15 protein-coding genes and 2 pseudogenes are annotated in these 19698 nt (G+C 73.1%); 11 read left to right on the forward strand and 6 right to left on the reverse strand.

Annotation, left to right across the window (positions count from 1 at the left end; all coding sequences use genetic code 11):
* Positions 1-35 precede the first annotated feature (35 nt).
* The 3 genes from ACZ5DC_RS01700 (at position 36) to ACZ5DC_RS01710 (ending at position 3619) form a co-directional block, all read left to right on the forward strand.
* Positions 36-1382 carry a copper amine oxidase gene (locus tag ACZ5DC_RS01700; RefSeq protein WP_468648328.1) on the forward strand — a complete coding sequence of 449 codons (1347 nt, stop codon included), beginning with the start codon at positions 36-38 and terminating at the stop codon, positions 1380-1382.
* A gap of 116 nt (positions 1383-1498) precedes the next feature.
* Positions 1499-2737 carry an SAV2148 family HEPN domain-containing protein gene (locus tag ACZ5DC_RS01705; RefSeq protein ID WP_366748123.1) on the forward strand — a complete coding sequence of 413 codons (1239 nt, stop codon included), beginning with the start codon at positions 1499-1501 and terminating at the stop codon, positions 2735-2737.
* Between the two features lie 156 nt (positions 2738-2893).
* Complete coding sequence (locus tag ACZ5DC_RS01710; RefSeq protein WP_468648330.1) at positions 2894-3619, forward strand: exonuclease domain-containing protein; 726 nt, start codon at positions 2894-2896, stop codon at positions 3617-3619.
* Positions 3620-3674: 55 nt separating this feature from the next.
* Here ACZ5DC_RS01710 and ACZ5DC_RS01715 read toward each other — a convergent pair whose 3' ends face one another.
* Entirely contained in the window at positions 3675-4538 is an 864-nt protein-coding gene (locus tag ACZ5DC_RS01715; protein ID WP_468648332.1) for a phosphotransferase enzyme family protein, read from the reverse strand.
* Between the two features lie 176 nt (positions 4539-4714).
* On the opposite strand from ACZ5DC_RS01715, the gene ACZ5DC_RS01720 reads away from it, so the two are divergent.
* From ACZ5DC_RS01720 to mgt, 4 genes and pseudogenes are all read left to right on the forward strand, one after another.
* Positions 4715-5647, forward strand: a complete 933-nt coding sequence (locus ACZ5DC_RS01720; RefSeq protein ID WP_468648334.1) for a carbohydrate ABC transporter permease — start codon at positions 4715-4717, stop codon at positions 5645-5647.
* Positions 5644-6477 (forward strand): carbohydrate ABC transporter permease, encoded by an 834-nt coding sequence (locus tag ACZ5DC_RS01725; RefSeq protein WP_366748119.1) that lies wholly within the window; start codon positions 5644-5646, stop codon positions 6475-6477. Before ACZ5DC_RS01720 ends, ACZ5DC_RS01725 begins: the two co-directional genes overlap by 4 nt.
* Positions 6477-7775 (forward strand): ABC transporter substrate-binding protein, encoded by a 1299-nt coding sequence (locus tag ACZ5DC_RS01730; RefSeq protein WP_468648336.1) that lies wholly within the window; start codon positions 6477-6479, stop codon positions 7773-7775. Before ACZ5DC_RS01725 ends, ACZ5DC_RS01730 begins: the two co-directional genes overlap by 1 nt.
* Before the next feature lie 69 nt (positions 7776-7844).
* A pseudogene (mgt, locus tag ACZ5DC_RS01735) lies at positions 7845-9105 on the forward strand (macrolide-inactivating glycosyltransferase).
* 28 nt (positions 9106-9133) lie between these two features.
* On the opposite strand, the gene ACZ5DC_RS01740 reads toward mgt, so the two are convergent.
* Both ACZ5DC_RS01740 and ACZ5DC_RS01745 read right to left on the reverse strand, forming a co-directional pair.
* Entirely contained in the window at positions 9134-10093 is a 960-nt protein-coding gene (locus ACZ5DC_RS01740; protein WP_468648338.1) for a hypothetical protein, read from the reverse strand.
* Between the two features lie 105 nt (positions 10094-10198).
* Positions 10199-12442 carry an MMPL family transporter gene (locus tag ACZ5DC_RS01745; RefSeq protein ID WP_468648340.1) on the reverse strand — a complete coding sequence of 748 codons (2244 nt, stop codon included), beginning with the start codon at positions 12440-12442 and terminating at the stop codon, positions 10199-10201.
* A 274-nt stretch (positions 12443-12716) separates the two neighbouring features.
* On the opposite strand from ACZ5DC_RS01745, the pseudogene ACZ5DC_RS01750 reads away from it, so the two are divergent.
* The 4 genes and pseudogenes from ACZ5DC_RS01750 (at position 12717) to ACZ5DC_RS01765 (ending at position 16649) form a co-directional block, all read left to right on the forward strand.
* Positions 12717-13738 (forward strand): annotated as a pseudogene (locus ACZ5DC_RS01750) (ketopantoate reductase family protein).
* Between the two features lie 68 nt (positions 13739-13806).
* A complete protein-coding gene (locus ACZ5DC_RS01755; protein WP_468648342.1) occupies positions 13807-14484 on the forward strand; it encodes a mycothiol-dependent nitroreductase Rv2466c family protein in 678 nt (225 codons plus the stop codon).
* 297 nt (positions 14485-14781) lie between these two features.
* On the forward strand, positions 14782-16254 hold the full coding sequence (locus ACZ5DC_RS01760; RefSeq protein ID WP_468648344.1) for a hypothetical protein: 1473 nt from the start codon (positions 14782-14784) through the stop codon (positions 16252-16254).
* 71 nt (positions 16255-16325) lie between these two features.
* A complete protein-coding gene (locus ACZ5DC_RS01765; protein WP_103811639.1) occupies positions 16326-16649 on the forward strand; it encodes a hypothetical protein in 324 nt (107 codons plus the stop codon).
* Positions 16650-16691: 42 nt separating this feature from the next.
* Here the strand turns inward: ACZ5DC_RS01765 and ACZ5DC_RS01770 are convergent, their stop codons facing one another.
* The 3 genes from ACZ5DC_RS01770 to ACZ5DC_RS01780 are packed head-to-tail and all read right to left on the reverse strand — an operon-like array spanning position 16692 to position 19666.
* Positions 16692-18029 carry a protein kinase domain-containing protein gene (locus ACZ5DC_RS01770; protein ID WP_468648346.1) on the reverse strand — a complete coding sequence of 446 codons (1338 nt, stop codon included), beginning with the start codon at positions 18027-18029 and terminating at the stop codon, positions 16692-16694.
* Entirely contained in the window at positions 18030-19004 is a 975-nt protein-coding gene (locus ACZ5DC_RS01775) for a PP2C family serine/threonine-protein phosphatase (RefSeq protein WP_468648348.1), read from the reverse strand.
* Positions 18998-19666, reverse strand: coding sequence for a vWA domain-containing protein (locus tag ACZ5DC_RS01780; RefSeq protein ID WP_468649889.1), 669 nt, complete (start codon positions 19664-19666; stop codon positions 18998-19000). The genes ACZ5DC_RS01775 and ACZ5DC_RS01780 overlap by 7 nt, the downstream gene beginning before the upstream one ends.
* Between the last annotated feature and the right edge of the window lie 32 nt (positions 19667-19698).

Consider the following 19698-nt stretch of genomic DNA (forward strand, 5'->3'; position numbering starts at 1 on the left):
CAGACCCGTACCTCCGGTAAGGGAGTCACCTCTTCATGCCCGAGAAGCACCTGTCCGGCGCGGTCCGGCCGCGAGTCACCGGCCGCGCCGCCCGCACGGCCGCGGCCGTCGGATTGTCCCTGGCCGCGCTGGCCGCCGGCGCGACGACGCTCGCCGGCCCGGCCGCGGCCCGGCCGCAGACCGCGCCCGCCGCGGCGGTCCCCGGCTGCAGCGCCGCCTACACGATCGAACAGAAGCTGACCACCGGCACGGCCTGGCGGATGTGCTGGCGCTACGACAGCAAGGCCGGCCTCGTCCTGGAGAACATCTCCTACCAGCCCAAGGGCGAGGCCAAGCCGATCAAGGTCCTCAACAGCGCCAGACTCGGCCAGATCCATGTCCCGTACGACGACGGGAAGCACGAGTACTACGACCTCACGGGCCAGGACTTCGCCCAGGAACTGATGGATCTGTCGCCCGGCGAGTGCCCCGGCGGCACCATCAAGACCGTCAAGGTCCCGGACGGCGACCCGAGCCACCCGAACGTCAAGGGCCTGTGCACGACCACCCGTTCGCGTGGCCACGCCTACCGGATGCACGACCTCTTCCAGTCCGGCAAGACCTACCAGCAGCAGGGCAAGGACCTGCTGGTCTACACGGTCAACCAGGTCGGCTGGTACGAGTACATCACCGAGTGGCGCTTCCAGGACGACGGCACGATCAACATGAACGTCGGCGCGACCGGCAGCCTCTCCTTCGAGGACTACAACGCCCAGGACGGACGCGGCTGGCCCATCGGCAAGGGCGCCCGGGACTACGCGACCAGCCACAGCCACAACGTCTTCTGGCGGCTCGACTTCGGCCTCGACGGCTCGTCGAAGACGAAGGTCGAGCAGTACGACTCCACCGTCAGCGCCCCCGCCGGGCGGGAGGGCCCGACCGCCAGGACCACCCGCACCAAGGTCGGCAAGGAACTCGCGGGCGACTACAAGACCTACCGCTGGTGGCGGGTGGTCAGCGCCACCGGCAAGAACAAGGACGGCCACGCCCGCTCGTACGAGCTGGTGCCCGGGCCGACCACCAGGTATCCGGGACGCAGCTTCACCAAGCACGACATGTACGTCACCGAGTACGACAAGTGCGAGCTGTTCGCCAGCAACAACCCGACGTGCGCGAGCGGTCACCCGAAGTCCGTGGACAAGTGGGTGGGCGGCCAGACCCTCACGCACCCCGTGGTCTGGGTGAACGTCGGTTTCCACCACATCGCCCGGGACGAGGACCAGCAGCCCATGCCGGTGCACTGGCAGGGCTTCTCCATCGCCCCGCGGGACGTCACGGCTATGAATCCGCTCACTCCCAAGGACCTGGCATGGCAGAACGGACACTGGGAATGGCGTAGTTGAGCACAGCGGACGGGAAACCGACCTGTCCATCCGGCTGCACCGCCGACCGCTCGCGGAGTACCCTTCCTTGATCGTTGAGACGGGAAAGGCCCGGGGGAGCGGAAGGCGGTGCACGGGTGGGCTCGGGAGGGCTGGAGCTGCCTCCTGGTGACGAGGGTCACGAGGGAAACTCCACAGACGTCCCGCCCGGCGCGGTGTCCCTGGCCCGGCCGATGGACGCGGGTTCCATCGGTCCGGAGCTGGACTGGGACGCCGACGCCTGGCGCGAGGTGCGCACCCGCGCCCAGCGGGCCGGCCGGGCCTACATCTGGCTGAACCTCGTCGAACAGCGGCTGCGCGCGGTCGTGGCGGCCGTGCTGCGGCCGATCTACGAACCGGTCCACGGCGACGAGTGGGTGGTGGCCGCGGCCGGCCCGGCCGGGCAGGAGTGGGTGCAGCGCGCGGTCGCCGTCCGCGAAGTCAGCCGCCGCAAGGGCTACTTGCTCGACCCGGCCGACGACAACGTGCTCAGCTTCCTCACCCTGCCCCAGCTGCGCGAGCTGGTGGTCCAGCACTGGCCGTGCTTCGAACCGTACTTCGACGAGCGTCGGGACCTCGAACTCGCCCTGGACGAGCTGGAGGTGACCCGCAACGTCGTCTCCCGCAACCGGGCCCTGTCCGAAGCGGTCCTCAGCCAGGCCGAGCGGGCCTCCGCGCGGCTGCTGGAGATGCTCGGCGCGGGCGGTGACGTCCCCTCGGCGCGCCGGCTGCCCGTCGACGCGGTCGAGGACCTGGTCGGCGACCGGTACGCCGACGTCGTCGCCGTCCACGCCGACCGGGTGCGGCTGCTGCGCCGGTTTCCGGCCGAGGACATCTTCGGCGGCGCCCGCAGGCTCGACGCCATCGGCATCGGCCTCAACCTGCTGGTGCAGAACTTCTCCGGGCGGCGCCTGGTCCGGCTCGCCGAGAGCGGCTGCCGGGTGCGGCTGCTCTTCCTCAACCCGGCCTCCAGCTCGGTCAAGCGCCGCGAACGCGAACTCGGGATGAAACGGGGCGAACTCAGCCGCTCGGTCGAGATGAACATCCTGCACATGCGCCGGGTGCGGTCCCGGCTGCGCGACCCGGGCGCGTTCGAGATCCAGGTGTACGACGAGACGCCCCGCTTCACCGCCTACCTGGTGGACGGCGACGGCGCCGACGGCATGGCCGTGGTGCAGTCCTATCTGCGCGGGGCGCGGGGGATGGAGTCGCCGGTGCTGGTGCTGCGCAACGGCAGCCGGCTGGTCAAGTCGGACGATGTGGGCGAAGTCGGTCTCTTCCCGACGTATCGCGAGGAATTCGAGCTGACTTGGGCCGATTCGCGTCCCGTGTCCTGAATCGCCGGGACCGGGTGCGGGTCCGGTGCGGACCGGTTCGGGCCGGGCGCGGGCTCGTTCGGGGCCGAGAAGCGGAACGCCGGCGTCTGATTGTCAGTGCCGCGTGCGATGGTGGAGGCCACTGGGGGAAAGCACCACCAAGAAGGGGGGCCGCCGATGGGCTGGCACCAGGAGCTGCTGATCGGCTTCGACCTGGAGACGACGGGCACCGATCCGCGCGAGGCGCGCATCGTCACGGGCACCGTGATCGAGGTCAAGGCCGGTGAGCCGATGGGGCGCCGGGAATGGCTGGCCGATCCGGGCGTGGAGATCCCGGCCGACGCGGTCGCCGTGCACGGCGTCAGCAACGAACGCGCGACGGCCGAGGGCCGCCCGGCCGACCAGGTGGCCGACGCCATCGCCGACGTCCTGGTGTCGTACTGGAAGACGGGCGTTCCGGTCGTCGCCTACAACGCGGCCTTCGACCTCACGCTGCTCGCGGCGGAACTGCGGCGGTACGGTCTGCCGTCCCTGACCGACCGGCTGGGCGGTGCTCACCCCGCCCCGGTCATCGACCCCTACACCATCGACCGCTGGGTGGACCGCTACCGCCGCGGCAAACGGAATCTGGAGGCGGTCTGCGCCGAGTACGGCATAGTCCTCGGCGCGGCCCACGACGCCACCGCCGACGCCCTCGCCGCCGCGCGGCTGGCGTCCGCGATAGCCGGCCGTCACCCGAAGATAGCGTCCCTCGCACCGGCGGAACTGCACCGCAGCCAGATCGAGTGGTACGCGCGGTGGGCGGCGGACTTCCAGGCGTTCCTGCGACGCAAGGGCGAGGCGGACGCGGTGGTCGACGGCAGCTGGCCCCTGCGTGAGCTGACCGAGGACCGGCCCGCGTAGCCGTTCCGGCCCGCGGGCGCGTCGCGGCGGACAGCCGCCGCGCCCGGAAGCACCCTCAGAACGGATACCACCGCACCGTCGCGTCCCCGTCCCGCAGCGACGCCACCCGGCGCCGGAACTCGGCCAGCGCCCTGGGGTTGGACGGCGCGTGCTGGGCCACCCACGCGCAGCTCGCCGTCTCCCGGGCGCCGCGCAGGACCGCGCAGCCCTCCCACTCCCGCACATCCCATCCGTACGCCTCGGTGAAGGAGTCGTACGCCTCGGCGGGCAGCCCGTACCGGTCGCGGGAGAGAGCCATGACGACCAGGTCGTGCTCGCGCAGATCGGCGGAGAAGGTCTCCAGGTCGACCAGGACCGGCCCGTCAGGACCGACGTGCACATTGCGCGGCAGCGCGTCCCCGTGGATCGGCCCCGGCGCCAGACGCGGCGTCAGCGCCGCCGCCTGGGCGGCGAAGCCGTCCCGGCGCGCACGGAGGAAGGCCGCGTCCTCGGGGTCGATCGCGTCGCCCGCCAGCCGCAGCCAGCGTTCCACACCGCCCAGCAGATCGCGGGGCGGCAGCCCGAAGGGAGGAGAGGGCAGTGCGTGCACCCCGCGCAGCAGGACGGCCAGGTCCCGCGGCTCGGCCGGCCGTACGGGATCCGGCAGCCGGTGCCACACGGTCACCGGGTGGCCGTCCACCAGCAGCGGCTTCGGCTCGGCCGCCCGGACCGCCGGCACACCCGCCCCGGCCAGCCAGCCGGCGACGGCCAGCTCGCGCTCGGCCCGCCCCAGCAGCTCCGCGTCCCGGCCCACCTTCACCACCAGGCCGCCGGCCGCGAACACCGCGTTCTCACCGAGGGCCAGGAGCCGTGCGTCCCGGGCCGGGTCCGGCAGCACTCCCGCCGCGGCCAGTACGTCCCGCGCGCGTGCCTCGTCCATCGTCCTGCCTCCGTGCCGTCTTCCCGTGCCGTGTTCCGTCCGGTTCCGGGCCAGTCTCGCACCGACCGGGCCGGCCACCGGGCGCGGCCCCGGCCGTCGTGCGCGGTCCCTTGACGGGGTACCGGGCCTTCACGAACATGAACACGCCAACCGGAGCGGGCAAAGGGGCTGATTCCTTGACAGCAGCGGTCGAGGCGCGGACACCACCGGCCGGAGCACGGCGGCCGGCCGGTCGCCGCGTCACCGATCACGGCGCCTGGTTCCTGGTCCTGCCCGCTCTCGTCCCGGTCCTCCTGCTCAGCGTCGGCCCGCTGCTCTACGGCATCGGGCTGGCCTTCACCGACGCCCAGTCCGGCCGGACGTCCGCCACCCGGTGGACCGGCGCCCTGAACTTCCGGGACCTGCTGCACGACACCCTGTTCTGGGAGTCGTTCCGGATCGGGCTGGTCTGGGCGGCAGGCGTGACCGTGCCGCAGTTCCTGCTGGCGCTCGGCCTGGCCCTCCTCCTCGACGGGGACCTACGCCTGCGCGGCCTGGCCCGCGCCCTCGCGATCGTGCCCTGGGCGATGCCCGAGGTCGTCGTCGGCATCATGTGGCGCCTCGTCTACAACCCGGACGCCGGCGTCCTCAACGAAACCCTGCGCGACCTCGGCGCCGGCACCGGCCGGGACTGGCTGAGCGGCCTGGCCACCGCGCTGCCCGCGGTGATCGTCGTCGGCGTCTGGGCGGGCCTGCCGCAGACCACGGTCGCCCTGCTCGCCGGACTGCAGAACGTCCCGCGCGAACTCCACGAGGCCGCGGCGGTCGACGGCGCGGGCGCCTGGCGCCGCTTCCGCACCGTCACCTGGCCCGCGCTCAGACCGGTGGCCCTCGCCATCACCGCGCTCAACCTCATCTGGAACCTCAACTCCTTCGCCCTGGTCTACGTGCTCACGAACGGCGGACCCGGCGGGAAGACCCGGCTGCCGATGCTCTTCGCCTACGAAGAGGCGTTCCGTTACGGCCAGTTCGGTTACGCGGCGGCGATGGGCTGCGTGCTCGTCGCGGTGGTCGCGGTGCTGCTCGCGGTGTTCCTGGCCGGCCGGCTGCGCGGCGGTGAGGACGCGTGAGGCCCCGCCGCGCGGCCCGCGCCGGACAGTACGCCGCCCTCCTCGGCTACCTGCTCTTCCTGGCCTTCCCCCTGCTGTGGCTGCTGTCCACCGCGCTCAAGTCCCCCCGCGAGCTGGGCAGCCCGCACCCCGCCTGGATCCCGCGCCACCCCACCTGGGCCAATGTCCGGCAGGCGTTCGCGGAGCAGCCGCTGGCACACGCCGCGCTGAACTCCCTGCTGGTGGCGCTCAGCACGGCCGTCGTCGCGGTCCTGCTCGCGACCCCGACGGCCTACGTCATGGCCCGGCACCGCTCCCGGCTGACCCGGGCCGCCACGGGGTGGGTGGTGGTCAGCCAGGCGTTCCCCTTCGTGCTGGTGATCATCCCGCTGTTCCTGGTGCTGAAGAACCTGCGGCTGGTCGACTCCCTGACCGGGCTGGTGCTGGTGTACGTGGTGTGGGCGCTGCCGTTCGCGCTGTGGATGCTCACCGGGCACGTCCGGGCGGTGCCCGCCGAACTGGAGGAGGCGGCGGCCGTGGACGGCGCCGGGCGGCTGAGGACGCTCGTGTCGGTGACCGCGCCGCTGCTGGCACCCGGCATCGCGGCGACGGCCCTGTTCGCGTTCGTCACCGCGTGGAACGAGTTCTTCTTCGCGCTGGTGCTGCTCAAGAGCCCGCAGAGGCAGACCCTGCCGGTGATCCTCACCCACTTCATCGGCGCGGAGGGCGTGGCCGACCTCGGCCCGCTCGCCGCCGCCGCGTTCCTCGCGACCCTGCCCTCCGTGGCCGTCTTCGCGCTCGTCCAGCGGCGGATCACGGGCGGCCTGCTCGCCGGGGCGGTGAAGAGCTGATGGGCGCCCAAGCGCTGTCGCGGACCAGGGGCGCCCTGGCCCTGGCCGTGCTCCTGCTGCTCCTCGCGGGCTGCTCCCCGGGCGGCCGGACGGACGGCGGCCCGATCACCCTGCGCTTCCAGTCCCTGGCCTGGCAGCAGGAGTCCGTCACCGCCAACAAGGAGCTGGTGAAGGAGTGGAACGCGTCCCACCCGGACGTCAGGGTCGAGTACGTCCAGGGCAGCTGGGACGGCGTGCACGACCAGCTGCTCACCTCCTTCGAGGGCGGTGAGGCCCCCGACGTCATCCACGACGCCTCCGACGACCTCGCCGACTTCGCCCACGGCGGCTACCTGGCCGACCTGACCGGCCTGCTGCCCGCCCGGCTCAGGTCCGGCATACCGGAGAGCAGCTGGGAGGCGGCCGCCTTCGGGAACGGCGTCTACGGCGTGCCGTTCCTCCAGGAACCCCGTGTCCTGATCGCGAACACGGACCGGCTGCGCACGGCCGGGGTGCGCATACCGACACCGGAACACCCGTGGAGCTGGGCGGAGTTCCGGCAGGTGGCCAAGCGGCTCAGCGGGCCCGGGCGGTACGGCGTGGCCTGGCCGCTGAGGGAGCCCGTCTCCGCCACGCTCAACCTGTCCCTGTCGGCGGGCGGGCGGCTGTTCCACCGGGGCGCGGACGGGAAGGTCACCGTGCGGTTCACGGCCGGGGACGCGGTCGTACCGCGCACCGTGCACGACCAGGTCGCCGTCGACCACAGCGCGCCCGCCTCCACGCTGGGCAGCGGCGGCTCGGACACGCTGCCGGGCTTCTTCGGCGGCCGGTACGCGATGGTCCCGCTGGGCTTCTCCTACCGCCAGCAGATCGCGCAGCAGGCCCCCGAGGGCTTCCGCTGGGAGGTGCTGCCCGCACCGGCGGGCGCCGACGGGCTCACCCAGGGCGTCAGCCCGCAGACGCTGTCCGTATCCGCCGACTGCCCGCACAAGAGGGAGGCGGTCGCGTTCATCGACTTCCTGCTGCGGCCCCGGAACATGGTCCGCCTCGCCCTCGGCGACTGGATGCTGCCCACCGGCACCGAGGCCCTGAAGGACCCGGCCCTGCACACCACGGAGAACGGCTGGGCCACCGGCACCGCCCTGGCGTCCCGGCTGCGCCCGGCGCCCGCCCAGTCGGTGCGCGGCTACCCCGAGTGGAAGGACAAGGTCGCCACCGCGGCCTACCAGGAGTACTACAGCGGCGCCATCGGCCTCGCCGAACTGCGCCGCCGCCTGGAGAGGGACGGCAACCTGGTGCTGGCCCGCTACCAGCGCTGAGCACGGCCGCCGGCCCGCGAGGGGCCCGGTCCGGCCGCGCACACGCCGTCGTACCGGACGGGAAATCGATTGAACGAGACGTCTCGTCTCGTCTAGCCTCCCCGTCATGACCGCACCCGCCCACATCGCCATGTTCTCCGTCGCCGCCCACGGCCACGTGAACCCCAGCCTGGAGGTGATCCGTGAACTCGTCGCCCGGGGGCACCGCGTCACCTACGCCATCCCGCCCGTCTTCGCGGAGAAGGTGGCCGCCACCGGCGCCCGGCCCGTGCCCTACACCTCCACCCTGCCGGGCCCGGACGCCGACCCGGAGGCCTGGGGGACCACCCTGCTGGACAACGTGGAACCGTTCCTGGACAACGCCGTCCAGGCGCTCCCGCAGCTCGTCGAGGCCTACGCCGACGACACCCCCGATCTCGTCCTGTACGACATCACCTCCTACGCGGCCCGTGTCCTCGCCCACCGCTGGGGCGTCCCCGCGATCTCGCTCTCGCCGAACCTCGTCGCCTGGCAGGGCTACGAGGAGGAGGTCGCCGAGCCGATGTGGGCCGAGCCGAGGAAGACCGAGCGCGGACGGGCGTACTACGCCCGGTTCGCGGCGTGGCTGGCCGAGAACGGGATCAGCCAGGACCCGGACTCCTTCGCCGGCCACCCCGCGCGTTCCCTCGTGCTCATCCCGAAGGCGCTCCAGCCGCACGCCGACCGGGTGGACGAGCGCGTCCACACCTTCGTCGGCGCCTGCCAGGGCGACCGCACCGACCAGGGCGACTGGCAGCGGCCCGCCGGTGCGGAGAAGGTCGTCCTGGTCTCGCTCGGCTCGGCCTTCACCAAGCAGCCCGCCTTCTACCGGGAGTGCGTGCGCGCCTTCGGCGACCTGCCCGGCTGGCATGTCGTCCTCCAGGTCGGCCGGCACGTGACCCGCGCCGAGCTGGGCGACGTACCGGCCCGGGTCGAGGTGCACGACTGGGTGCCGCAGCTGGCGATCCTGCGGCAGGCCGACCTGTTCGTCACGCACGCGGGCGCCGGCGGCAGCCAGGAGGGGCTGGCGACCGGGACGCCGATGATCGCCGTACCGCAGGCCGTCGACCAGTTCGGCAACGCCGGCATGCTCCAGGGCCTCGGCGTCGCCCGGCACCTGCCCGCCGAGGAGGCCACCGCCGACCGCCTCCGCGAGGCCGCGCTCGCCCTGGTGGACGACCCCGGGGTCGCGCGCCGGCTCAAGGAGGTGCAGGCGGAGATGGCCCAGGAGGGCGGCACCCGGCGGGCGGCCGACCTCATCGAGGCCGAACTGCCGGGCCGCCGCCCGAGCCAGGGCCTTTCGTTCGGATGACGCCGGGCTCGCGGACCCTGGCCGGCCGTCAGAGGTACGCCGTGGTGTCGAGCCGGGCCTTGTAGATGATCGCTCCCGGCCGGGCCCGGTCGACCCCGCTGACGTTGAAGTGGACGTACTTCGTGCCGAAGGCGTTGCCGCCCGCCACCGCGCCCGTCCACATCTGCTCGCCGGAGGCGTGGCGCACGTACGACTTCACCAGCTTGCGCGTGTGCAGGGTCGTCCGCCGCATCGTCGAGGTGTCGACCGCGTAGACGCCGTTGGTGTCGGTGACCAGGAGCCGGCCGGGGTGCTGGTGGTCCGGCTGAAGGTCGTGCGGGTGGTGGAAGCCGGTGAGCCGGCGGGCGGTGTCCTCCACCAGCCGTGCCGAACTCGTCGTCGTCACGATCCGGTACGCCTTCAGCACGGAGCCGCCCGCCGCCCACATCCGCTCCAGCCGCGGGTCCCACAGCAGGCCGTGCGCCTGGTGGAAGGGGATCGGCGCACCCGCGCGGACCAGCGAGCCGCTGTGGCCGCCGGTGGGCCGGAAGACGTGCAGGCTGCCGCCCTTGGCGTCGCCGCCGCCCGGACCGCTGCTGCGGCCGGCGACCACGACCACGCCGGTGCCGGGGGCCCGCTCGATGGCGTGGGGGTAGTTGGGGACGTTCGCGTGCCACAGCAGCTTCTTGTCCCGGCGCCGGTAGATGCTCGCCGTCCCGCTGTCCGGGGTGCCGGTCACGGCGAGCAGGACCTGGCCGTCACCGCTCGTGTCGCGGAAGCGGTGCTCCATGGGACGGCCGGAACCCGCCGGGTTCAGACGCCACTTGACGTGCGCGTCGGTGAACGGCTTGTTGCGGTCGAAGAGAAGGATGCTGCCGGAGTTCACGTCGCCGATGAGCACGTCGAACGCCGGAGGTGCCGCGGCGCCCGCCGCGTGCGCGGGTGCGGCGGCCGGCAGCACGGCCGCGGGCACGGCCAGCGCGCCCTTGAGCAGACTTCGCCTGTCCATGTGGTTCCTCCCCCGTGAGACGGCGTACCTGTCGGACAACGAGAGCACGGACGGGGCCCGCCGGTTCCCAGCGGGAGCCGGCGGGCCCTGCGGCACCGGGCGGAATCAGACAGTCAGCCGCTCGCCCCGGTCGGGCGCCGGCGCCGCCACCGGCTCCGGGGTCTCGTCGTGGGTGAGGTCCGGCAGACGGTGCAGCCACCTGGGCAGGTACCAGTTGCGCTCGCCGAGCAGCGCCATCACCGCCGGCAGCAGCACCCCCCGGATGACCGTGGCGTCGATCAGCACCGCCGCGGCCAGGCCCACGCCCATCTGCTTCATGGACTGCATGGACAGCGTGCCGAAGATCGCGAACACGGCGACCATGATGACCGCGGCGCTGGTGACGACCCCGGCCGTGGTGACCACGCCGTGCCGGATCGCGTCCTTGGTGCTGCGGCCGCGCATCCGGGCCTCGCGGATGCGGGAGACCACGAACACGTGGTAGTCCATCGACAGCCCGAACAGGATCACGAAGAGGAACAGCGGCAGCCAGGTGACGATCGCGCCGACGCCCTCCGCGCCCACCAGCGAGGCGCCCCAGCCGTGCTGGAAGACGGCGACGAGGATGCCGTAGGCGGCGGCCACCGACAGCAGGTTGAGCACGATCGACGTGACCGCGACGGTCAGCGAGCGGAACGACAGCAGCATCAGCAGGAAGGCGAAGACGACCACGAATACGAAGACCGGGACGACGGAACCCATGAGCTGGTCGTTGAAGTCGTTGTTGCCCGCGACCTGCCCGGTCACCGGCGCCTCGACGCCGTCGACCTTGCCGAGCGTGGCGGGCCGCACCTCGTCGCGCAGTGTCTCGAGGCTCCGTGTCGCCCGGTCCCTGTCGGAGCCGCCGACCAGCGGCACGGACACCAGGGCCACGTTCCGGGCGCCGTACAGCTTGACCTCGACCGGGCCGCGCGAGGCGCCCGAGGTGACCGCCTGCCGCTGGAAGTCGGCCAGGGCACGGCGGACTTCGGGGGCGTTGACGTCCTTGGCCCTGACGACGACCTGGGCGGGTTCGCTGCCGCCCGGGAAGGCGTCGTTGAGACGGTTGTACGTCTGCACGATCGGCAGCGAGTCGCCGAACTCCTGGTCAAGGGTGAGCTGCTGGGTCTTCATGCCGAGCGCGGGCGCGGCGACCGCCAGCAGCGCGCCGGCCGCGACGACGACCGAGACCAGCGGCCGGGCCAGCACACCCCGCAGCACGGCCGTCCAGAACCGGCTGTCCCCGTTCCCCGCACGCTTGCGGCGGCCCAGGAACGGAAGCCGTCCCTTCTCGACCCGCTCGCCGAGCAGCGACAGCAGCGCGGGCAGCACCGTCACCGAGCCGACCATGGCGACCGCCACCACCATCAGCGAGGCCAGGCCCATCGCCTCGAACTCGGCCAGTCCGGTGAACAGCATGCCCGCCATCGCCACGCACACCGTGACACCGGAGACGAAGATCGCCCGGCCGCTGGTCGCGGCGGCGATCCGCAGGGCGGTGCCGGCGTCGCGGCCTGCCATCCGCTCCTCGCGCTCCCGGCGCAGGTAGAACAGGCAGTAGTCGACACCGACGGCCATACCCACCAGCAGCATCACGGAGTTGGCGGTGTCGCTCATCGGCTGGAGGTGGCTGACCAGGCCCATCAGGCCCATCGTCGCCATGATCGCGGTGATCGCGAGGGCCACCGGCAGCAGCGCGGCCACCAGCGCGCCGAACGCGATCAGCAGGATGCCGAGGGCCACCGGCACCGCCGAGTACTCGGCCTGCTGGAAGTCGTCCCCGAAGGCGTCCTTGTACTGCTTCTGCATGCTGGCGCCGCCGATCTCCTCGATCCGCAGCGTCTCGTGGTCCTTCTGCACCCCGGCGACGGCCTCGAGCACCGGCTCGATCCGGTCGGCGGCCGTCTCCGCGTCACCGCGCACGTCGAACTGGACCAGCGCGCTGCGGCCGTCCCGGGAGACGGTGTGCGTGTCGTACGGCGAGGTCACGCCCGTCACCTTGCCGGTGCCCCGGACGGCCTCGACCACGTCGGCGACGGCCGCGCGGAACCGCGGGCTGGTGGCCGTGACGGCGGCGTCCTTCGACTGGATGAGGACCGTCTCCCCGGCCGGCTCCTTGATCCCGGCGTCGTCGATGATCGTCGCGGCGGTGTGCGTCTCGCCCTTGAGCTGGTCGCTCTCGTTCACGTCGACCCGGCCCGCGGCCGAGCCGAGGCCCATGGCCAGGACGACGAACAACACCCATATGCCGACGGCCGCCCAGCGGTGCCGGGCGCTCCAGCCGCCGGCGCGGGCGGCCAGCCCCCGCACCCGCACCTCTGTGTTCCCCATGACGGGTCTGCCCCCTCGTGTGCGGTGACGGCCCCCTGCCGCCACGGTCCCTTGCTCCTGTTCGACGGTAGGGGCGGGATAAAGCCATCTCGTCGTACTGCCCGGTGAACCGCGCGGGGCCCGGATCACCGCTGGGGAGGACGGCGGGCCCTTACATCTATCGCCGGTTCTCGGGGGCGGCTCTCAGGGACGCGGCGCCCGACCGGCCCGGCCGGCGCGCGACCGGGCACGCGCTGGGCGCCGCCCGGCCGGACGTGTGTGCGAGGCTCTGCCCATGCGCTACATCATCATCGGGGCCGGCGCGGTCGGCGGTGCCGTCGGCGGGCGGCTGGCCCAGGCCGGCCGGGAGGTCGTCCTCGTCGCCCGCGGCCCGCACCTGGCGGCCCTGCGCGACCAGGGACTGCGGCTGCGGGTTCCCCAGGGGGAGTCGGCGTACCGGCTGCCCGCCGTCGACGGGCCGGGACCGCTCGGCGAACTGCGCGCCGACGACGTCCTCGTCCTCGCCGTGAAGACCCAGGACACCGCGGCCGCCCTGGACGCCTGGGGGGACGCGCCCGTCGCCGGCGGCGCACCGCGGCCGAAGCGCTGCCGCTGGTCTGCCTGCAGAACGGCGTGGAGAGCGGCCGGCTGGCGCTGCGCCGCTTCCGGCACGTGTACGGCGTGTGCGTCTGGCTGCCGTCGACCTTCGTGGAGCCCGGCGTCGTCTCCGCCGCGGGCAGCCCGCTCACCGGCGTCCTGCACCTCGGCCGCGTCCCGCACGGCACCGACGACACCGCGCGCCGGATCGCCGCCGACCTCGGGGACGCCCGCTTCGAGGCGCCGGTGGTCGCGGACGTGGCGCGCTGGCAGTACGCCAAGCTCCTGGGAAACCTCGGCAACGCGCTGGAAGCGGTCAGCGGGCCGGTGGTCGGCGAGGAGGCGCGGGCCCTGTTCGCGCGCGTGCGGGCCGAGGGGGAGGCCGTGCTGGACGCCGCCGGCATCGCGTACGCCGGCGTGGCGGAGCAGCGGGCGGCGCGCGGCGACAAGGTCACCCTGGTCCCGCTGGACGGCGCTCCACGCGGCGGCGGCTCCTCCTGGCAGTCCCTGGTCCGGGGCACCGGCACCATCGAGGCGGACTACCTCAACGGCGAGATCGTCCTGCTCGGCCGGCTGCACGGCGTCCCCACCCCGCTGAACGAACTGCTGCAGGTCCTCGCCAACCGGTTCGCCCGGGAGCACCGGGCGGCGGGCTCGCTGCCCGTCGCCGATCTGGTCCGCCTGGCCGACGCGGCGGTGCGGCGCGTGACCGCCGGCTGAAATGGACCAAAGAATGTGCAGTGGATTGGGCCGGGATTCCGGACCACCGGCGCACTAGCGTCGGTGCCATGACGCACAGCACCACGGACACGGACGCGGACACCGCCGTCACGGTCACCGCCACCGCCACCGCCCCGGCCCGGGTCGACTTCTTCTTCGACCCCGCCTGCCCCTTCGCCTGGATCACCTCCCGCTGGCTGCTGGAGGTGGAGCGGCTGCGCCCGCTCGACCTCCGGTTCCGGGTGATGAGCCTGTACCTGCACAACACCGGCAACGAACTGCCCGGCTGGTACCGCGACCTGGTGGACCGCTCGATCGGGCCCGTGCGGGTCGCCGTGGCCGCCGTGGCCGCCGCCGAACGGTACGGCGACAAGGTGCTGCGCGACCTGTACACCGCGTTCGGCACCCGCATCCACGAACAGGGCGTCGAGGACTTCGACACGGTGATCACCGAGTCACTGGCCGGTCTCGGGCTCCCCGCCGGCCTGTCGGCCGCCGCCCACGACCCCTCGTACGACGACGCGGTCCGGCGCGGCCACGAGGCCGGCGCCGAGCCGGAGACCGGCGGCTACGTCGGCACGCCCACCCTCCACGTCGACGGCACCGTGTGGTTCGGCCCCGTGCTGCGCGCCGTCCCGCGCGGCGCCGAGGCGGCCGAACTCTTCGACAGTTTCAGGGTGTTGGCCCGGCACCCGGACTTCTTCGAACTGAAGCGCACCCGCACCGGCGCGCTCCGGTTCGACTGACCCGGAGCAGGTTGGCCGATAAACGCCCCTCCGGCGCTCCGGCCGCACCGGACGTGTGACACGGCGGCGCGGTCCGGCGCAGAACCAAGAGCCGCCGCGGTCCGACGTCACAGGGGAGCGCCGGACCGCGGCGGCCGATACCACAAGACCGTGCCCCCGCACCGCCCCTCGCCGAACCAGGCGACAAACCCGCCGGGTTGTCCCTAGGGTGAACCGCGCGGAAGGTTTGAGGGGGACGGACGGATGAGTGTGACGGGCAGGGCGTTGCCGTCATTGCCGCAGTATCGCAAGGACGGGGTGACCCGGCGCCTGTGCGCCTCGGTGCACCTCGACGACGGCTTCGCCCTGTACGCCGACCGGATGCTCACCGGGGACCGCCTCAACGCCCTCGGGCTCAGCCTCAACATCAACTTCGTCGCCCTCGCCCGGCACGCGCGCGTGGCCACCCGCCGCCGCGCCGCTCTCGACCGCCGGCTCGCCTGCCTCCAGACGGCCGTGGCCCTCGCGCTCCTCGTCGGACTCTGGGGGCTGGTCAACGGACACCGGTCACTCGGATGGGTGGCGATTTTCGGCCCTCTCGGCGCCTACGCGGTCGCCTGGACACTGGTCCGCCACACCCAGGCACGCGGCCGTGACACGGCACGGGACGTGTTCCTCGCCACCGACCGACCCGAGCGGACCGCACCTCCGGTGGAACCCGAGGCCGAGGCGGCGCTGCACGACCTGAAGCGCGCCAACGTCCTGCCCTACGCCGACGAGGCCGCCTACACCAAGCCGTTCGTCGGCAGCGGCGACAAGATCAAGGAAGCCGTCTGGCAGCCCATCGACGTCAGCAGACCGGCCGACGCCCCGGGCGGCGGAAAACTGCCGCTGCGCCCGTTCGACGTCATCGACCTGCACACCTACGTGGCGCGGCACATGGAGAACATCTCCGGGCTCCAGGGACTGCGGGCCAGGAACCGGCTCTACGTCCTCGGCAGCAACGCCCACCTCATACCCGAGCTGGTGCCCGACCCCACCCGCCGGCCCCGCGCCCAGATCCCCAGGCAACTCGTGCAGGCCGGCCTGCAGACGCCGGGGGCGGGCATGCGCACCCACCTGTGCCTGGAACGCGTCGGCGAGGGCGGCCGGCTCATCGTCTCCATGTACCTGCGGGCGATCCTCCAGCACCCCAGCCTGACCTGGGAGGTGGCCGCCTACGCGATACCGCCGCTGGACGGCCGCTTCTACCGCGTGGACCGGCTCCCGGTCGCCCCCTGGGAACGCTGGTGGGACCTGTTCCGGTACGCCACCCGCCGCACCGGCCCCGAACTGCGCGGAGCCCTCGGCCGCATCCTGCGGCGCCACCGCTGGCGCGGCGACCACGACCGGGCGCTGGCCAGGGCCCGCCGCGCCATCACCCGGCAGCACGTCCGCCACGACTACGGCGCCACGGGCAGTTTGCGCGAGGACCTCGGCGCCTGGGACGAGGCCGGCTACACCGAACGCACCGACGCGCAGGACTTCCTGTTCCGGCTCCAGCAGGGCGTGCTGACCGCCACGGAACGGTTCCTGCGGGACCACAACATCGACACCGGTTCCTTCGACAAGGCCGTACAGGTCATCAACGCGCAGACCTACAACATCGGTAACGTCAGCGGCCCCAGCAACTTCGGCGCCCAGGGGACGATCCTCCTGGGCGGGCAGCAAGGGCCCGGCCCCCTGGGCGGCCCGGGAGCCCAGGGCGGCCCCGGTCCCGCGGGATCGGGCCCGCCCGCGCCGAAGCCGTAACCGCACACCCCACCCGTCCGACGGCTCCTCCGGTCCGGGGCGCGCCGCCGGACCGCGAGCGAGGACAGGACATGAGCACCTACAACTTCGGCAACGTCAACGGCCCCGCCAACTTCGGCGACCACGGACAGATCCAGATCAACCACGCCCACCCCGACCTGCCCACCATGATGGACCTGGCGCAGCGGCTCACCGACACGCTGCGCGCCGAGTACCCGGAACTGGTGCCCCAGGGCGAGATCATCCAGGCCCAGTTCCAGGAGTCCGCCGAGGACGGCCTGCCGCCGAACCGCGGCCGGATCCGCTCCGCGCTGGAGACGATCGCCATCGCTGCCTCGGCCGGCACCGGCAGCCTCGCCTTCACCCAGCAGCTCATCAACGCCCTGGGACTGTGACCGGCCGGAGCCCCGCCGCCACGGGGCTTCGGCCCTGCCACGTCACCGGGCCCGCACCACCGCCCGGACCCCGCCGCCGAGGTCGAGGTCGAGCCCCGACCGCAGCGGCACCGTCTGACCGGGCTCGATCTCCTGCACGGTGCCGTCCGAGCGGGTGCCCGTCCAGGTCTCCCGTGAGCGGTTGGCGAGCCCGAACCGCCCGGGCTTCTTCGGGTGTTCGACCAGCTCCGCGACGAGCGCCGCGTCCGAGCAGTCGTGCCGCGCCGGCTCCGGCAGCAGATGGTGGGCCTGCACCCGGGCGGCGCGGCGCAGCCGGATGTGGTGCTCGGTGCGGGGCGGGGGAGTGGTCACCGTCAGCCGCGGCGGCAGCACCAGCCGGGCCCCGCACCCCCAGCAGTCCCGCGGCGGCGGGTTCTCGCCCGGCTCCGTCATGTTCTGCCGCCCGCACGAGGCACACTCGACCACCGCGTCCAGCACCGCCCGCAGCGCGTCCCGCCACTCCGACTCCCGCACCCGGGCCGCGGGATCGCGCAGCCCCGTCGTGAACGACCGCCGGAACAGCTCCCGCAGCCGCTCCGCCGCCGCGTCCCAGGTGGCCAGCACGGTCGCGTGCTCCAGCGGGTCCGGCGCGTTGGCGTCGTCCGCCGGGTCGAACACGAACAGCGGGCTCCTGCCGTACAGCTTGCGCTCCGCGGCCTCGTCCAGGCAGTGGATGCCCAGCTCGCGCCGGCCCTTGAGCGGGTGGTGGTTCATCAGCAGCATGAACAGCAGCACCGCGAGCGAGTGCAGGTCGGACTGGGTGCCCGGACGCGCGCCCGGGTCCGCGCGCACCAGCTCCGGCGCCATGAACTCCATGGTCCCCGAGATGCCGCTGGCGTCACCCTCCACCACCGCGTTGTCGTTGTCGCAGACCAGCACGTCACCGGTGTCCGGGTCGAAGAAGATGTTCCCCCAGGAGATGTCCCGGTAGGCGATGCCCCGCGAGTGCAGCGCCTGATAGGCCTCCACCGTGTACAGGCAGGCCGTCAGCAGCGCGCGCGGGCTGGTGCGCAACTGCCGCCGGAACAGCGCCGGAAGCCCCTTGTAGCGGTCCGGGCGCAGCCCCATCAGATAGCCGAACGAGCCGCGGTGCTCCGGCACGAAGGCCTCCGGCCACAGGAAGCGGTCGTCGGCGAAGTCCCGGGTCACCAGCTCCCGTACGATCGCCTCCTGGCCGGCGGTCGCGCAGGTCGGGTAGTACCACTTCAGGGCCCGTTCCCCGTCCGATGTCCGGACCCGGTACACCTCGCCCTGGCCGCCCGCGCCGAGGAAGCCGAGGATCTCGACGTCGTCACCGTTCTCCGCCGCGAGGCGCGTACCGCCATCGAGCATGCCGCTCATCTACGTCTCCGTTGTCCGTTCCATGTCCACCTCGCCGCCGTCCGGTCCGGGTGGTGTCCGCGCGTCCGCCGTACCGTGCTCCACGGGCTCCTCCGGGCCGCCGGGGTCACCGGGGGCCGCCGGGGCGTCCGCGAGGGCCCGTGCCGGGCGCACCGCCGCCGCCAGGGTCGTGTCGTCCCCGGAGTAGCGGGACGCCTGGGCGAGCCAGTCCGGCAGGGCCTCGCGGACACCCGCGCCGCCCTCCTGGGCGAGCCGCCCGGCCAGCCCGCTGACGAACTCGCGGTAGCCGTCGGCCGACGCGAAGCTCTTCGACAGGCCGTCCGTGGAGAGCACGACCAGCCGCGGCGCCCGCGCCTCCTCGAACACCGGCGCCCAGTGCATCCGCATCGCCCGCCACGCCTCCCGCCCGCACAACGACTCGGTCTCGTCGCCCAGGTCCTCCTCCGCCGGTGCGAGCGGCCGGACCAGCGTGCCGTCGTGCTCCACCACCGCGAGGTCACCGTCGCCGATCTGCCAGGCCACGAACAGCCACGGCGTGAGCACCGCGCCGATCAGCGTGGTGCCGTACAGCACCAGCTTCTCCTCGGTCCCCGGCTCCCGGGAGGCCTCCTCCACCACCGGGCGGTTGCGGTCCCAGTGGCCGAGGGCCTCCTGCCGCCACTCGTGCACCAGCGCCCGCGGGAAGTCGTCCCGGGCGTACGTCATCAGCCGGGCGAGCCGCCCCGGCTCGTGGCAGTCGTGCGCCGCCCGCCCGAAGGCACCGGCCAGCACCAGGAATTGGTCCACGGCGAACCGCGCGCCGAGCGCGCTGCGCGCGTGCACCGCCGAGCCGTGCCCGTCGGCCACCGCCAGGACCAGCGGGTCCGGACCGGACCCGGTGCCCTGGCAGGCGTACCAGTCCTGGTTGCGCCGCTTGCCGACGCCCTGGACGCTGCCCGCCAGGGTCTCCCACCGCCGCACCCCGAGCGTCACCACACGTCGTCGTCATCGTCGTCGTCCAGCACCGGCGGCGCGTACGGCTGTTTCGCCGTGCTCACCCCGGACCCGTCACCGGCGACCGGCTGGGAGGCCGCCTTCACGGCCGCCGTCGACGCCCAGCGGATCGCCGCCGCCAGCTGCTTGGGACTGTTGGCGTCCAGCGGCTGGAGCTCCGGGTTGCCGAGGAACTCCTGGAGCACCCCGCGGTCCGCGTCCGCGCCGATCGCGATGGCCACCCGGACCGCCTTGCGGCCCCACGGGGTGGCGTCCACGGCCTTCAGGCCCGCCTTCCAGTCGTCGGTGGGCACCCCGTCCGACACCAGCGCCAGCACCGGCTTCAGCGCCCGCTGCGGCATCGGCGGCGTCTGGAGTTCGCGCGCCACCAGGTGCAGCGCCTCACCGAGGTTGGTCATGCCGTCGACCTGCACGTCCTGCCAGGTGAAGTCGTCCACCGGGACCGGGGTCTGGTGGTGCCACTGCGCGGTCGTGGAGAAGGTGAGGGTGCGCAGCAGCAGCTGGGCCGCGGGATTGTCGTGGGCCACCGACCGCATCTCCGGGACGGCCTCCCTGATCGCGTAGTTGAGCTTGGCGATCTTCTCGCCCTGCATCGAGTACGAGCAGTCGAGCAGCCAGATGAAGTGGACCGGCCGGTTGGCCATCGGCCCGCCGGGAATGTCACTCACGCCGCAGT

The sequence above is a fragment of the Streptomyces sp. NPDC031445 genome (genome assembly GCF_055581365.1).